Raw genomic sequence first — 15005 nt, forward strand, 5'->3', positions numbered from 1 at the left:
CCTGATGCTCCGACGCCACCGATCCAACCTGGGCCTCGTTAACTCAGCGTCCAAAGCTCCCCTCAGTTTGACGCTGTGATGCACTGGGGGCATTCACGCACTAGCCCGACTCGGCTCCGGTACGCCCACCGCAAAGCGCGCAATCCCGTACACTGCGAGGCCCGCCAGAATTCCCGGCATCCCCTCGTAGATATGGCTGTGCCAGCCCAGCCAGCGCCACGCCAGTGCCGTGGCGAGACCAATCAGGCTCATGGTGATATAGACCCGCTGAGACGGACGTCCGCCGAGGGCCAGCACAATCAGGATCGGTGCGAAAGCAGAGGCCAGCGACGACCAGGACATCACCACCAGGCTGAAGACACTCTGCTTGTTCAGTAGCGCCCAACCAACTGCAGCGACAGTGATCGCCACCGTGGTCAGCTTCAGTACCCAGGTCTTTTCCGTACGCTGTGGGTGAATGTCGTGGGTAATGGCCGCAGAACAGCTCAGCACCAGGGAATCTGCCGTGGACATCGTAGCCGCGAATACACCGGCCAGAATCAGCCCCACCATCACCGGCGGCAGCAAGTCCATGGCCATCATCGGCAGCGCCAGCTCTGCATCGAAGCTGCCTGCATCGGCCAGCAGGATTCGCGCCAGCATGCCGACGCCGGTGGCCATCGCGTAGAAAGCCGTGAACCAGAGGTAGTACCAGATGCGCGCGTGAATCATGCGGTGCTCAGACTCCAGCGCCATAAACCGCACCATCACATGGGGCTGGCCGATAACAGACAGACCGGCAAACAACCAGCCCACGGCAAACAGCACACCACCGGCCAGCCCCGGCAGCAACATATCTTCGGGATACCAGTTGAGGAAGCCTTCGACCTCGCTCATGGACTGCACCGCAGCGCCGATTCCGCCCACTGACTGGGTCGCGACCACCAGCAGGGTGCCCATGGCCACGATCATCACCAGCGACTGCGCCGCATCGGTCCAGATCGATGCACGGATACCACCCGCTAGACAGTAGGCCGCCACGATCACACCGCCAATCACCGCCCCACTCCAGATGGGCATGTCCAGCAGTACATATAGCGCCTTACTGCCGGCAACCAGCTGGGCACTGGCATAGGCCAGCAGGAACATCAGCGAAAGGAGTCCGGCGAGACGCTGCCAGTAGACGAAACGGGATCCGGTCCAGCAACTGATCACGCCAGCGTAACTGGATTCACCGGTCTGGTGTGTGGCCCGGCACAGGGACTTGTGTACCCACAGTGAACCGAGGAAATCACCGAGAATCCAGCCCACCATCAGCCATACCGAGGCAAGCCCGGTGGCGTAGGTGTAGCCGATCACACCAATAAACATGTAGCCACTGTTATTGGTGGCCACGGCCGAAAGCCCTACCAGGAACGGCGACACGTCCCGGCTGGCCAGATAATAATCCTGCTTGGTACCGCGGCTTTTCAGGTAAGAACTGACGCCGACAGCGGCGAACATGGCGAGAAAAAACAGAAAGCTGGCGAGCACGGGCCTCTCCTAATGGTCGTTATTGTTGGTGGCAAAGGCTCCCCTCTCAGGAAGCCTCAGGCTTTTCGGCATCTTCAGTGGAATCATCCTCATCCATCCCGCTGGGCTCGATACCCATCAGGCGGGCAAAGGGCGGATACTCGTGCAGAGCATCGAGGGCCTCGTCCTCCATCGCCTCGTCCCGGTAGGCCGAGGAAATATCCAGCGCCTTGGAGAGGTAATCGACGGCCTCTTCCCAGTGCTCCTGGCTCGCATGGGCACAGGCCAGCTGGTAGTAGGCGTTGCCATTTTCCGGGTCGATTTCCAGCGCGCGCAGGCACAGGCTGATGGCCCACTGCGGCTCACCGAGCTCCAGCACTGCATCGGCCTTGTAGGTGAGCGCCTCACCGTCATCGGCGCGCAGCCCCAGGATCTGGTCGTACACCGCAATCTTGCTGGCCGGGGTATGTTCACGTCCGGCCCGCAGCCACAGCGACTGGATCTCCTTGGTCAGCTCGATCTCATCGCGGTTATCCTCGATGTGACGGGTCTTCTCGCTGAGCTGCTCCTCAATACTGCGCAGGCGCTCTTCATACTGGCTGACCAGCTTGGTGATTTCCTCGTTGGCCAGGCCGTGCACCTTTTCCTTGATATCGCGGATCGAGGTCCAGCCCACCAGTACCAGCAGGGAACTGACACCGGCAATCAGATAGAAAAAATAGGTCACCGTATCGGTGGCATAACTGATGGCCTTGTCGGCCACATTGATCTGGCGGTCGACAAACTGCTCGGTAAGGTTCACTCGTTGCGCAGCCATATCGGAGCGCAGCTGCTTGAGTTCGTCGAGCACGTAGCGTTCCACAAACGGGTTGTAGAGCGGCTCTTGCAGATTATCGACGCGCTCCTGCGCGGCCTGCTCCTGAGCACTCTGCTGCTCGGATTGCGTATCCCCTTGCTCGGCTTGCTCCTGGGCCTGGGCCCAAACCGAAAGCGGCAGCCATAAGGCTGCCACTGTGAACGTCAACGCCTTGATCAGGCTGCGCATATCGCTTCACCGTGATCGTAGACTTCCACCAGCGCGTGGTGCAGGCTTTTGACTGCTTCTTCATAGTCACTTTCGTTGACCACGAACTGCATGTCCACCTGACGCATGGACTGGTGCACGGCCAGTACGCTGATACCGGAACGGGCCAGTGCAGCCACCGCGCGGGACAACATGCCCGGCACTTTCATGTCACTGCCAATGGCAGAAACCACTGCAACCTTGCGCACCTGGATATCACAATCCGGATACTCCTCGCAGATGGCAGCGCGGATACGCTTTACCGTCTTCAGGTTGGTCGCCAGGAAGTGGGTAATGGTGTTGGCATTGATGTCCTTGGTCACCACGCTGCCCTTGAAGCGGCGGATGATGTCATTGATCGTGCGATCGTAGGTGGTCATCAAGCCCATCATGTCCTGGTCGAAGCACTCAACCGCATAGATATTCTTGCGGCCGGCAATGATCTCAACACAAGGGGTTTCGCTGACGTAATCACCGGTCACCAGGGTACCGGAGTGCTCCGGCTCGAAGGTGTTCATGATGCGCAGCGGAATTTCCTGCTGGCGAAGGCCCTTGGCCGCGCGGGGGTGGATTGCCTCCATACCCAGGTTGGCCAGCTGATCCGCCACGTCGTAGTTGGTACGGCCAATCGGCACCGCTTCATTGACACCCACCAGGCGCGGGTCCGCGCTGCTCAGGTGATATTCCTTGTGAATGATGGCCTCACGGGCACCGGTGACCACCGCGATGCGGCTGAAGGTCATCTCACTGTAGCCGCGGGCAAAGGTACCCATCAGACCCTCACGGGTATGGGCATAACCAGTAGTAATCGGCAGCTCGGTGGCCAGGTCGATGTCTTTGAACGCGCGTTCGATACGCTGGTCCAGGGTCAGGTGCTCGCCATCACGCCAGCCGGTCAAATCGACAAAGCGCGCATTGACGCCTTCCTGCTGACGCAGCAGTTCAGCGGTGTTCCAAGCACTGTGGGCTTCACCAATACTCGCCAGCATTTCACAGACGGTATTCAGGTGCCCCTCGAGGGCGAAATGGCCGTGCTGACAGACACGCTCCAGATCCGCCAGGCAACGCTCGGCATCTTCCAGGCGCTCACCGATAAAGTCGTTGGCTCGGGCCAGCTGCTCGGCATCGGTAAACAGCTCGGCATTGATTTCGTGCACGCGGTTGCGCACCGCGTCGATAGCATCGTTCCAGCTGCGATCTTCATTGGCGTCGGCAAACAGGGCAAAGATACCCGGGCGGCCGGATTTCTTGTGCTCCAGCAGCATATCGGTAATGCCGCCATAAGCGGAAACGACAAAGATGCGCTGATAGAGCCCCTCTTTGTCGGCCTCGCCGTCTTTGAAAATGATGTTGTCGCGAACTGCGGCATAGTCACTCATTGACGTGCCGCCGATTTTTTCTACCGTGTGGAGATTCATGGTCTTCCTGTAAGGTTTGTCGTGAGCTCGGGTGAAAAAGCGGCGCCCGCAGGCGCCGCTTCAGGACACAACACCTTTACTTGTTATCGGAAACCTCTTCGGCTTCCAGTTCGTAGGCGCCTTCCGCGTTATGGACTTCCTTGCCATGCAGCGGCGGGTTGAACACACACGCCATTTTCATTTCGGTCTTGGCACGCAGGATATGCTTGTCGTGCTTGTCGAGAATGTAGATGGTGCCCGGCTGGATCGGATACACCTTGCCATCCGCAACGGTTTCCACTTCACCTTCACCGGACATGCAGTACACAGACTCCAGGTGGTTCTGGTAGTGCAGGTTCAGGTTGGCACCTTCGTAGATGGTGGTGATATGGAAAGAGAAGCCCATATTGTCGTTTTTCAGCAGCAGGCGGGTGCTCTCCCAACCCTCGGAAACAATACGACGATTACCTTTTTCGGCTTCTTGAAGATTTCTAACAATCATTACTGGTCTCTCATCAAATCCTGTTAATTCGGCAACTTGTCTGGGAACTGCCCGGGATCAGGCAGCACCAGCCAGGCTTTCTTCGGCGCTATCGCTGTCATCAGCGAAGAAATCATGCTCTTCCGGCACGTCGTTGCTCTTCAGTACTTTCTGTACCGCTGCCTCGACGATGTCCAGGCCGCGCTTCAGGTTCTCGTCGCTGGTTGTCAGCGGGCACAGGGTCTTCACTACCTGATCGTCGGCACCACTGGTTTCGATCACCAGGCCGTGCTTGAACGCTTCCTTGGTAATCTGACCGGCCAGGTCGCCGCTGATGCAGTTCAGACCGCGCATCATGCCGCGTCCGCGGGTGGTCATGTTGCCTTCACCGTACTTCTCGACGATGGCACTCATGCGCTGCTCGATGTACTCACCCTTACGCTGTACTTCTTTCGCGAACTTGTCGTCGCTCCAGTAGTGGTCGATAGCGGCCTTGGCAGTGACGAACGCGAGGTTGTTACCGCGGAAAGTGCCGTTGTGCTCACCCGGCTTCCACTGGTCCAGCTCCGGGCTCATCAGCACTACTGCGAACGGCAGGCCGTAGCCACTCAGAGACTTGGACAGGGTGACGATGTCCGGCTTGATACCCGCTTCCTCGAAGCTGAAGAAGGAACCGGTACGGCCACAACCAGCCTGAATGTCATCGACGATCAGCAGCACGTCATGCTTGCGGCAGACCGCTTCCAGGTTGCGCAGCCACTCGACGCTGCACGCGTTGATACCACCTTCACCCTGAACGGTTTCCACCATCACGGCTGCGGGATGGTCCACACCAGAGGAAGAATCGGACAGCACCTTGTCCAGGTATGCGGTGGTGTCGATGTCGTCACCCAGGTAGCCCTCGTAAGGCATACGGGTGATACCACTCATGCTGACGCCAGCCGCGCCACGGTGGTGGGAGTTACCGGTGGCAGCCAGTGCACCCATGCTGCAGCCGTGGAAACCGTTGGTGAAGGAGATGATGTTCTCGCGACCCTTGTACTTACGCGCGATCTTCAGCGCCGCTTCCACGGCGTTGGTGCCAGTGGGACCGGTGAACTGCATTACGTAGTTCATATTGCGCGGCTTCAGGATCTTCTCGGAGAAGGACTCCAGGAACTCACCCTTGGCCTTGGTGTGCAGGTCCAGACCGTGAGTAATACCGTCCGCCTGGATGTACTCCAGCAGGGCTTCTTTGAAGATCGGGTTGTTGTGACCGTAGTTCAGGGTGCCGGCACCACCGAGGAAGTCCAGGTACTGATTACCTTCCTCGTCATACAGGTATTCACCCTGTGCCTTGTTGAAAATACGGGGGAAGGCGCGGGCGTAGCTTTGTACTTCTGATTCGATCTCGTCAAAAACTTTCATGTTGGCAACCTTTGGTTGGTTAATTGTCAGTTCGCAAAAAAAGAAAATGGGGAGCGCGTTACCCGCCTCAGCCCTGAACCTCGACATCGAAGGGCCCGATACGCAGCAGCATTTCACTGTCGTGGGCACCCTTGAAGTGACGCTCGCGATCGAACATCACAGACTCATTGCACTCGGTGCCCAGCTTGCGGGCGAGACCGCGGAACAGGGCCCAGGAGGCTTCGTTGTCGGGCGTGATGGTGGTCTCCAGGTAGCGAACCTGCGCGCAGCCGGGGCGGGCGAGGATGTCGCGAATCATGCGACCGGCAAGGCCCATGCCGCGGCCTTCCTCCGCCACCGCCACCTGCCATACGAACAGGGTGTCGGGGCGCTGCGGGATCAGGTAACCAGAGACAAAACCACCCAGTTCTCCGTCCAGTTCGGCGGCGACACTGGTGTCGGCAAAGTGGCTGGCCTGCAACAGGTTGCAGTAGATGGAGTTTTCATCCAGTGGCGGGCAACGGTTGATCAGGCGGTGTACGTCGGCACCGTCCTCACTGACCGGTTTGCGCAGCAGGGCTTCTCTCTTACTGGCGGAAGCCTGCCGCGCGGTGACCTTTTCTTCCGGAGACTCGTCAGTTTTGCTGTCCGAGCTTCCGCTCTGCGGTTTGGAAACGCTTGTGGCGCTCAAATCAATACCTTTAGTCGTCAAATGGTTAGAGTTCGTTTAAACGAGGGCTTTCGCGCCTCACTTTAAACAAAAAAGGTCAAATTTGACCTTTAATGAAGATAATTGTTTACTGCTCTAAGCAATTTTTTGCATAGTACTCTAAACAAATGCCACGACGCAAGGCCAAACCCCATGCAAGTTGATCAAAAAGCACGCAAACCGCGCACTGATACGGACGCCCCGGGCGCCGCCAGCGCTACTGCGCGCCGAAGGGAGTCAGCGCCGCAAACAACATTTGACAATCCCCGGGCAGGACATAAAGTCGCGCACAGGCACCTCTCCCGCCGCGAACTGCAGAGCCTGCTACTGATGGACAAAATTGAAGAAGTACTGATTACCCTCCGACGCCTGATCCGGGCGACTGACCTGCACTCCAAGCAGCTGGTCAAGACCGCCGGCCTCACCGCGCCGCAGCTGCTGTTGCTGCAGGCAATCCGGGAAAAGGGCCAGGTCACCATCGGTGCGCTGGCCAAGGAAATCAGTCTCAGTCAGGCGACGGTGACCACCATCCTCGACCGCCTCGAGAAGCGCGGCCTGGTCTACCGGGAGCGCTCCTCCGAAGACAAGCGCAAGGTTCACGCCTACCTCACCGACAAGGGCATGGACTTTATCCGCGACGCGCCGACGCCCCTGCAGGAGCACTTCGTGCGGCAGTTCCGCGACCTGCGCGACTGGGAGCAGTCCATGATCATTTCCTCCCTGCAAAGGGTGGCGCTGATGATGGACGCCGAGCACATCGATGCCTCGCCGGTACTCGACGTGGGTGACCTCGACCGCAAAGACAGCAGACAACTGCCACCGGAAGAGCAGGAATCCTGATTGGCCCCAAACGCTTGACGCCAAATGAAAAAGTCAACGTTTTCTTCGGTTTATTGGCCACTTGATGCAAGCAATCGGTGAGCTAACCGAATAATTTATGCAATCGTTGCATTCCCCTCGCAGTCCGGTATAAAAGGGCCAACAACACTGGGCGGTCTAAAAGCACCGAGTGCAGCCGCCAATCAAGACAGGGCGCGAACACAGAAGAGTTCCAGGGCCAACAGGCCTATACATAAGGAACCTCACCGCGCCGACCGCTGGGCCTGCCGGCACTACTTGCAACGCGCAGCCCAGCCTTAGCTTTCGGGGTCTGACCCGAGCGCGCCGGCCTCACGCGCGCGCCCCTGTTCTGCACAGTGTGAATGGAAGTCGCCAACAAAAAGAACCTGCCGCACCGCCGGCACGGCTCAAAAAGAAGGCAGGGCGAGGGGATCACATATGGCCTGTTTACAGCACCCGGACACGGAGCAGTCCGTCTATCTGCTGGCACATCACACCATCGGCCGCCGCCAGGGCGCTGCCGATACCCGTATAGCAAGTGCGGAAATTTCCGGCATTCACGCCGCCATTCAATGGACAGGCACTCACTGGAATATCCGTGACCTGAGCCGTAACGGCACCTGGCTCAATGGTCAGCAGCTGGTACCCGCGCGCAACTACCAACTACAGCTCGGTGACAAGCTGACCTTCGGCCGCGCCAACAACCCGGCCTGGGTAGCGGAAAACCTCGACCCGCCTGCAAACCTTCTCATCGACCTCAATAGCGGTGACGCCCAGGAACTGGAGCAGTACCACCTGCTGCCAGACGAGGACGAGCCCGTCGCCAGCCTGCATTTCAATCCAGTGTCAGGTCAGTGGCTATTCGAGCTGACCGGACACGATGGTACCGGCGAGCACGCCACTGCCGTCAAACACGGCCAACGGCTCGACTGCGGGCCACACAGCTGGAAACTGTTCCTCGCAAACAACGAAGGCGCGACCAGTGAGGTTGCTTTACAGCAGCTCACCATTGCCGATTTCAACCTTCGCTTTGCCGTCAGCCACCACGAGGAACACGTGCAGCTGCGGGTCACCCGCGACGATATCGATATCGACCTGGCCGCACGCAGCCACAATTACCTGCTGCTCTACCTGGCCCGTGCCCGCATCCGCGACTTGGAAAGCGGGGCCGACCCGGACGCCCAGGGCTGGGTGCCGATCCAGGTGGCCACCCGCGAGCTGGGTATTACCGTCAACCACCTGAACACGCAGATCTTTCGCGCTCGCAAGCAGATTGGCGAGGCGCTGCCGGACTCCATCGACACCTCCAATCTGGTGGAACGGCGCTCCTGGGAAATGCGCCTCGGCTGCAAACAGCTGGAGATCTACAAGGGTTCGAGCCTGGAAGCCAGCAGCACCGGCGTCGCCGAGCCGACCGCCTGACAGTCAAAGGATCCGATCCGGAAACGGGGAATCCGGATAAGTTTTAAAAACATCATGGCCAGGGATGGCAGAGCGAAAAAGAAGGGCCACTCAGCCAGACCATGACGTCAGAGCAGCAACCGTTTTACATCGGCCGCTATAGGGCCACTGCCCGCCTGGGCGCGGGCGGCATGGGTGTGGTCTATCTGGCCACCGACGAACGTCTTGCCCGGCAGGTGGCCATCAAGTGCCTGCAAGAAAACCCCACCAGTACCAATGCCCCCCAGCGTATCCGCCAGGAAGCGCTGCTTCTGGCCCAGCTCAACCACCCGAACATCGTGCAGATTTATGACGTGGTGGAAGACGGGGATAACCTGGCCCTGGTCATGGAGTTCGTCGACGGCTGCACCCTGAACCAGTGGCAGCGGGAACGCACCCCCAGCCTGCGCCAGCGCGTGGCGCTGTTAAAACAGATCTGCCACGGCCTCGCCCGCGCCCACAGTGCCGGCATCATCCACCGCGACCTGAAGGCCGACAACATCCTGGTGGATGAGAACAGTACCGCGAAGATCACCGACTTCGGCATTGCCAAGAACTGGCGCGAGCATAGCGACCTGACCCGCGAGCAGCATATCGCCGGCAGCTGGGGCGCCATGTCACCAGAGCAGGCGCTGGGCAAGCCGCTGGACAACCGCTGCGATCTGTTTGCCCTGGGCGTGCTCGCCTACCGCCTGCTGTGCGGCCAGAACCCGTTTGGCGACCATGAAAGTCCATTCGTGATCGTCGATCGCATCGTCAACAGCGAGCACCCGCCAGCCAGCAAACTGAACCCGGACTTGCCGCCGGCACTGAGCCAGTTGCTCGACCGCCTGCTGGCCAAAGATCCGGAAAAGCGGCCCCTGCACGCCAGCGCCGTGGCGGAAGAGCTGGGCAATATCCTGCAGCAGCTGGCCGGAGAAATCGGCGAGAGCACCACCAGCCTGACCGCTACCGTCACCGCCGAAGCCTTTCACCAGCGCCGGCAACGCTTCGGAAGCCCGCGTCGCTGGCTGGTGGGCGGTGGCATTGCCGCTGTTGCCGGTTCTGTCCTGGCCGGCGCGCTGTGGCTGGGGCAATCGAAGCCTGCGCTCTCCGGGCAGTACATTGCCATTGTCGCCCCCGCTGAAAACAGCCTGAAAACTCGCGAGAGCCGCCAGCTTGGTAACAACGTCCTGAGTGCACTCAAACAAGACCTCGCCAACCGCGAAGGCTTGCTGCTGGTGCCCTACTCCGAATCCCAGCAGCTCGCCGGCAAACCATTGCGCGACCAGGCCGAGGCACTGAACGCCGACCTGCTGTTGCACCCGTCGCTGTCCTGCAGCATCGAGCAGTGCGAAACGTCAGTGGAACTGATTGATGCCGACAGCCTGGCGGTGATCGCCAGTCGCAGTACGTTACTCGCCGTGGACGAAAGCACCGAGAGCCGCGCGCGCATGCTGCAGCAGATGAACAAACTACTGCCGGCCCATGCACCCCGCTCCCGCAGCGTGGCATTTGATCTCAGTGAGGCCGATTACGAGCGCTACCTGCGCGTGTTCGAAAACCGCGATGACGACGCCCATGTCCCGCAATATCTCGACGAACTGGAGCAACTGCAGCAACACTCGCCCGCTTTCACGCCGCTTTACCGACTGTTCGCCGAGCTGGCCATCGACCAGCGCTATAACAGCCGCAACCCGGCAACTACCGAGCGACTGGAACGGTTTATTGACCGTGCGCCGGCAAAAATCAACGACCATCCGGATGTGATCAGCGCGCGACTGCGCCTCGCCGTCTACCGTGAAGACCGGGCCACAGCGGAACAACTGCTGGAGCGCCTCAAGCTGATCCTGCCGGACCGGGCCAACTACCACTTCCTCAAGGCCGCCTTCCACCAGCATCTGGGAGATTATGACGAGGCGCTGGCCAACGCCGACCGCGCACTGACACTGCGCCGCAGCTATACCCATATGGTGCAGAAAGCCATGGCGCTCAGTGCCGGCGGGCAGATGGACGCCGCCAAGCCACTACTGCGGCAGGCGCTAGCCATGAGCGAAAACAATATCGACGCACTCTCCCTGCTGGCCGCCAACGAACTGGACGCGGGCAACCCGCAGGAAACCCTGCGACTTCTGGGGAACCTGGGGCCGGACAACCTGGGGCCGATGGACCTGTACAACCTATGCCTGGCCCATTACATCGAGCGCCAGTTCGAACAGGCGGACCAGTGCTTCGCCAACCAGTCGAAAAGATCGCCGGGAGATGCCGAAACCCTGCTCTACCGCGCCGAGATCGCCAACGCGCAACAGAATCCCGAGCGGGCGAGAATATTCGCCGAGCAGGCACTGGCCACAGTGGAGGGGCGAGACGACTGGGAAGGGTTGCTGATGCAGGCCCGCGCCCATGCCGAGCTGGGCGAGGCCGCACCGGCGATCGAAAAACTGATCCGTATCGGCCGCGATGCCCCGGACGATATCTATGTGAACTTCGCCCGCGCACAGGTATACGTCACCACTGGCGACCTGTTCTCGGCCAAAGCGCACCTGCGCAAGACACTGGACCTGGGGCTATCGCCGATCTGGTTTGAGACCGCGCCCTTTGCCCCGGTGTGTGAGCAGGAGCAGTTCGCCGACCTCCGCCGCGACTACCCTGACCTGTGCAGCAGCGCGCGTATGGCCCGCAGCAATATGACCGACACCGGCGAGGGCTGAGGTTTACCCATACCGGGCATCGTTGCGCAGAATTAGTCGCCACGGGTCAAAACCGTTAAACTGGCGCCTGCTCTCTCAGGGACGACGGGAGCACCCGAACACAGGCTGGCAACAAGAATAAACCGCCATGGAAATCGCCGAACCCAAACAGCAACAGCTTGGCCGCTACCGTATCGAGCGCACGCTCGGCGCTGGTGGTATGGGTGTGGTTTACCTGGCCCATGACACCAAGCTGCACCGCCCGGTGGCGATCAAGAAGCTGCGCGACGATGCCACCAATGCCACCGCCCGCGCGCGCATCCAGTCCGAGGCGCAGCTGCTCGCCCGACTGAATCATTCCAATATCGTGCAGCTGTACGACGTGCTCGAAGAGCGCGACGGCATCGCCCTGGTGATGGAATACGTCGAGGGCACCACCCTCAAGCAGTGGATGCGCGAGGCCAGCCCCACCCTGCGGGACAAGCTCAGCCTGCTGATCCAGCTCTGCCACGGCCTCACCGAAGCGCACTCGCTCGGCATCATCCACCGCGACCTGAAGCCGGACAATATCCTCATCGCCCGTGGCGGCGCCGACGGCTTTACCGCCAAGATCACCGACTTTGGCATCGCCAAATCCCTGCAGGCGGACGAGAGCATCACCCGCGAGGATCACGTCGCCGGCACCGTCGAGGTCATGTCGCCGGAGCAACTGCAGGGCTACCCGCTGTGCCCGCGCAGTGACCTGTTCAGTCTCGGCACCATCGCCTACGAATTGCTATGCGGCAGCCGCCCGTTCGATAAGGACGACAAGGGCGAAAACGGCCCCATGGCTCTGGCCCAGCGCGTGGTGCACGACCCGCACACGCCGCCGCAACAGGCCAACCCGGATCTGCCGGAACCCTTCGCCGCCCTGCTCGACCGTTTACTGGCCAAGAACCCGGAACAGCGCCCGGAAACCGCCGAACAGGTGGCAGAAGCGCTGGGCTTTTTGCGCACCGAAGGCTCCAACACCATCACCGGCGACTACTCCGAAACCGTCACCCGCCTGCTGCGCAAACCGCCCAATAAGCGCAAGCGCTTGCTGGCCACGCTGGCCGGCGTGGCCGCACTTGGCAGCGCCGGTTACTGGGGCTGGAAAGAATTCACCAAGCTGGAGCCACAATATATCGCCGTACTGCCGGTGGAGATCCACGGCGAAGTACGCGGCGAGGAAAATGCCAATGCGCTGACCGCCACCATGGTGCGCCAGGCCCTGATGAACGCCACTTCACAGCTGAAAGCCAGCGCCCTGGTGAGCTTCACCCCCAAGGAGGGGCAGGACTTCGATGCACAGTTGCAGGCACTGCGGGACAAGGGCGTGACCGATGCGCTGTTCGCGCGGCTGGACTGTGCGCAGGTACGCTGTGAGATTGAATTGCAACGGATTGGGCCGGTCGACAGCCAAATCAGGCAGCAGGCGAGTTTTGCGTTTTTAGCGGATAAGCGGCAGGAGGCGGAATATCGGGTTGGCAACAGTGCGATAGCACTCTTCCCAGAAGACTATGCCAAGTCTGCCAGTGAGCAGGTGCTGATGTCGCAGTCCGATTACAACGACTACCTCGATATTGTCAGCCGCCTGGACAGCAAAGATGTGACTGATGCAGATCTGGCCATCCTCAATCGCCTCCGTGGCACTCACCCTGAAAGCAGGATGGTCTACCACACGTTAGTCAATGTCTCCGCAATCCTGCACGTGCTCACAGGAGACAAGCTCTACCTCGACTCGGCTTTATCGAGGCTCAACGAGGCAAAAGAATTCGGGGTAGAGGGAGCAACCATTGATGAGCTCAAGCTTTTTCTATACAGCCTCGGGGATTATCAGGAGCAGTTTGAAGCACTTTCTTCTAAGTTAGAAGCATCGAACTATCCAATCGCCGAACTGAAAAACAAACGCGCCCGGTATTTTTACCGAAATGGAAAGTACGAGGCTGGCCTGCAGGAGGCAATGGAGGCAGCGGCGCTCAACCCATCGGCTGACAATCTGTATCTGATCGCCCTCAACCGGATCGCGAGTGGTGACTACAGTGCTGCGCGCTCAACTCTCGAACGCCTTACTGAGACTTACCCTGATCACTGGTCTGCCTATTCAGCTAGAGGAGTTATCGAGCTAGAGAGCGGCAATCTGGATGAGGCCGAAAAAGCCATCACAGCCATTCCAGAAGAACTGCGCGGCTGGCGCACCCGCTCCAACTTGGGTGTCGTTTATTTTCTTCAGGGAGAGTATGAAAAGGCAAGAGCGGAACAAGAGCGAGTATTAAAAGATGTTCCAGGAAATATTGCCACGATGGAAGAGGTGGCCGCGTCTTTACTTATGCTCAACGAGAAAGAAGCAGCTACGGAGATATATGGAAAGATCCTAAGTCTTTCGGATGGGCAGGAAGATATAGAGTCGCAACGATATAGATCCCTTGCTCTGGCAACTCTTGGCCAAATCTCAGAGGCCATAGCCATGATAAATGACTTGGTGAAAACTGCCCCTGAGGACACGGATATCAAGTACAGCGCTGCTCAAGTATTCGCACTGGCTGGAGAGTGGCGCTCCGCTAACTACTACATAGAGCAATTGATTGATCAGGGCATGAGCGCAGCGTGGTTCAAGCTGCCTGCCTTGCAGCAACTCTGCACTCAGCCCCAGACCTCAGAAAAAGTAGCGGCCGCTATCTGCAATTAATCAGAGCGGCTCGAGCTTCGCGTCGGGGTCTGCTGACAGCACAACCGCTCCACTGGCATCCTGTGCCGCCCACTTGAAGGAGAAGCCGTTGGCAGTCTGCTTATTGGCCTTCAGGTCAATTTCCAGGAACTGCGGGCTGCCTTCCATCTTCTTCGCTTTCTTGATCGCACCGAGACCACCATTCACTTCGTCATAGGTCTCCATGCCATCTTCATTACCACCAACCTTCTGGTGATCCGCAAAGACCATCTCGGTACCGATCAGCTCAATTACCAGTGTCGCCTTGCCGGAATTCCCCGGATTTGCCTTTGCACCTTCGAAAATGATGTGGATGGTCTCGATGGCTTCACCGCTGTTCTTATCCTTGAACTCCCACTGCTGGTCAGCGCCGGTGGGCTGGAGGGTGAAGTTGAAGGTTACATCCTGCTTTTCCGGTACGGTGTAAGCGGTTGCTACGTCTGTCATGTTCCACTCCTGGAAATCTTCTGGTCATTGTTTCCCTGAATACCGCGCAGGGGATTGTTGTTCTCATTCACCGGCGCCCCCAAGACCCCGGCGGGAATACGCGCTGGATAGGATAATGCCAACCGTGACCGGAACTCCATCACAAATTCATAAAAAAACCGGCAGTCAGTAGCCTGACTGCCGGCCGAAAATGATGGTCCCAGCCATCGACGGTTACAACAACACTATCAAGAGCGAAATGGAGCCTCCTTGCCCCCGCCAGGCCCTTCCCCATAACGCCGGCAGCTTGGGCTCTGTGATTGCCGGGCCGGCCTGGCGATTCAGCTTGCGCTGAATCCTTTTTCCTTTACCGAG

The 15005-nt window shown here is 59.3% G+C and carries 11 protein-coding genes; 4 read left to right on the forward strand and 7 right to left on the reverse strand.

The window, feature by feature from the left end:
• Positions 1 to 93: 93 nt before the first annotated feature.
• The 6 genes from AUP74_RS01390 to ectA all read right to left on the reverse strand — a co-directional run bounded on the left by AUP74_RS01390 (position 94) and on the right by ectA (position 6509).
• On the reverse strand, positions 94 to 1512 hold the full coding sequence (locus AUP74_RS01390; RefSeq protein WP_083260749.1) for a sodium/proline symporter: 1419 nt from the start codon (positions 1510 to 1512) through the stop codon (positions 94 to 96).
• Between the two features lie 46 nt (positions 1513 to 1558).
• Positions 1559 to 2536, reverse strand: coding sequence for a tetratricopeptide repeat protein (locus AUP74_RS01395; protein ID WP_083260750.1), 978 nt, complete (start codon positions 2534 to 2536; stop codon positions 1559 to 1561).
• On the reverse strand, positions 2524 to 3972 hold the full coding sequence (locus AUP74_RS01400; RefSeq protein ID WP_069945986.1) for an aspartate kinase: 1449 nt from the start codon (positions 3970 to 3972) through the stop codon (positions 2524 to 2526). Before AUP74_RS01400 ends, AUP74_RS01395 begins: the two co-directional genes overlap by 13 nt.
• 76 nt (positions 3973 to 4048) lie before the next feature.
• Positions 4049 to 4453 carry an ectoine synthase gene (locus tag AUP74_RS01405; protein ID WP_069945987.1) on the reverse strand — a complete coding sequence of 135 codons (405 nt, stop codon included), beginning with the start codon at positions 4451 to 4453 and terminating at the stop codon, positions 4049 to 4051.
• A gap of 57 nt (positions 4454 to 4510) precedes the next feature.
• The gene (gene ectB, locus AUP74_RS01410) at positions 4511 to 5839 is read right to left on the reverse strand and encodes a diaminobutyrate--2-oxoglutarate transaminase (protein WP_069945988.1); all 1329 of its coding nucleotides are present in this window, start codon (positions 5837 to 5839) and stop codon (positions 4511 to 4513) included.
• Positions 5840 to 5906: 67 nt separating this feature from the next.
• Positions 5907 to 6509: a diaminobutyrate acetyltransferase gene (gene ectA, locus AUP74_RS01415; protein ID WP_226999856.1), complete on the reverse strand. Its 603-nt coding sequence runs from the start codon at positions 6507 to 6509 to the stop codon at positions 5907 to 5909.
• A 348-nt stretch (positions 6510 to 6857) separates the two neighbouring features.
• On the opposite strand from ectA, the gene AUP74_RS01420 reads away from it, so the two are divergent.
• From AUP74_RS01420 to AUP74_RS01435, 4 genes are all read left to right on the forward strand, one after another.
• On the forward strand, positions 6858 to 7367 hold the full coding sequence (locus tag AUP74_RS01420) for a MarR family winged helix-turn-helix transcriptional regulator (RefSeq protein ID WP_069948632.1): 510 nt from the start codon (positions 6858 to 6860) through the stop codon (positions 7365 to 7367).
• Between the two features lie 438 nt (positions 7368 to 7805).
• A complete protein-coding gene (locus AUP74_RS01425) occupies positions 7806 to 8789 on the forward strand; it encodes an FHA domain-containing protein (RefSeq protein ID WP_069945989.1) in 984 nt (327 codons plus the stop codon).
• A 101-nt stretch (positions 8790 to 8890) separates the two neighbouring features.
• Entirely contained in the window at positions 8891 to 11497 is a 2607-nt protein-coding gene (locus AUP74_RS01430) for a serine/threonine-protein kinase (RefSeq protein WP_069945990.1), read from the forward strand.
• Positions 11498 to 11624: 127 nt separating this feature from the next.
• The gene (locus AUP74_RS01435) at positions 11625 to 14186 is read left to right on the forward strand and encodes a serine/threonine-protein kinase (RefSeq protein ID WP_069945991.1); all 2562 of its coding nucleotides are present in this window, start codon (positions 11625 to 11627) and stop codon (positions 14184 to 14186) included.
• Here the strand turns inward: AUP74_RS01435 and AUP74_RS01440 are convergent, their stop codons facing one another.
• Positions 14187 to 14651, reverse strand: coding sequence for a hypothetical protein (locus tag AUP74_RS01440; protein WP_069945992.1), 465 nt, complete (start codon positions 14649 to 14651; stop codon positions 14187 to 14189).
• Between the last annotated feature and the right edge of the window lie 354 nt (positions 14652 to 15005).

This window comes from Microbulbifer aggregans (assembly GCF_001750105.1).
Taxonomy (GTDB): Bacteria; Pseudomonadota; Gammaproteobacteria; order Pseudomonadales; family Cellvibrionaceae; genus Microbulbifer; species Microbulbifer aggregans.

What these genes read in the sequence shown, in the direction of transcription:
- AUP74_RS01395 (WP_083260750.1), bottom strand. Translation starts at nt 2,536, where the DNA reads ATGCGCAGCCTGATCAAGGCGTTGACGTTCACAGTGGCAGCCTTATGG.
- AUP74_RS01400 (WP_069945986.1), bottom strand. Translation starts at nt 3,972, where the DNA reads ATGAATCTCCACACGGTAGAAAAAATCGGCGGCACGTCAATGAGTGAC.
- AUP74_RS01405 (WP_069945987.1), bottom strand. Translation starts at nt 4,453, where the DNA reads ATGATTGTTAGAAATCTTCAAGAAGCCGAAAAAGGTAATCGTCGTATT.
- ectB (WP_069945988.1), bottom strand. Translation starts at nt 5,839, where the DNA reads ATGAAAGTTTTTGACGAGATCGAATCAGAAGTACAAAGCTACGCCCGC.
- AUP74_RS01420 (WP_069948632.1), top strand. Translation starts at nt 6,858, where the DNA reads ATGGACAAAATTGAAGAAGTACTGATTACCCTCCGACGCCTGATCCGG.
- AUP74_RS01425 (WP_069945989.1), top strand. Translation starts at nt 7,806, where the DNA reads ATGGCCTGTTTACAGCACCCGGACACGGAGCAGTCCGTCTATCTGCTG.
- AUP74_RS01430 (WP_069945990.1), top strand. Translation starts at nt 8,891, where the DNA reads ATGACGTCAGAGCAGCAACCGTTTTACATCGGCCGCTATAGGGCCACT.
- AUP74_RS01435 (WP_069945991.1), top strand. Translation starts at nt 11,625, where the DNA reads ATGGAAATCGCCGAACCCAAACAGCAACAGCTTGGCCGCTACCGTATC.
- AUP74_RS01440 (WP_069945992.1), bottom strand. Translation starts at nt 14,651, where the DNA reads ATGACAGACGTAGCAACCGCTTACACCGTACCGGAAAAGCAGGATGTA.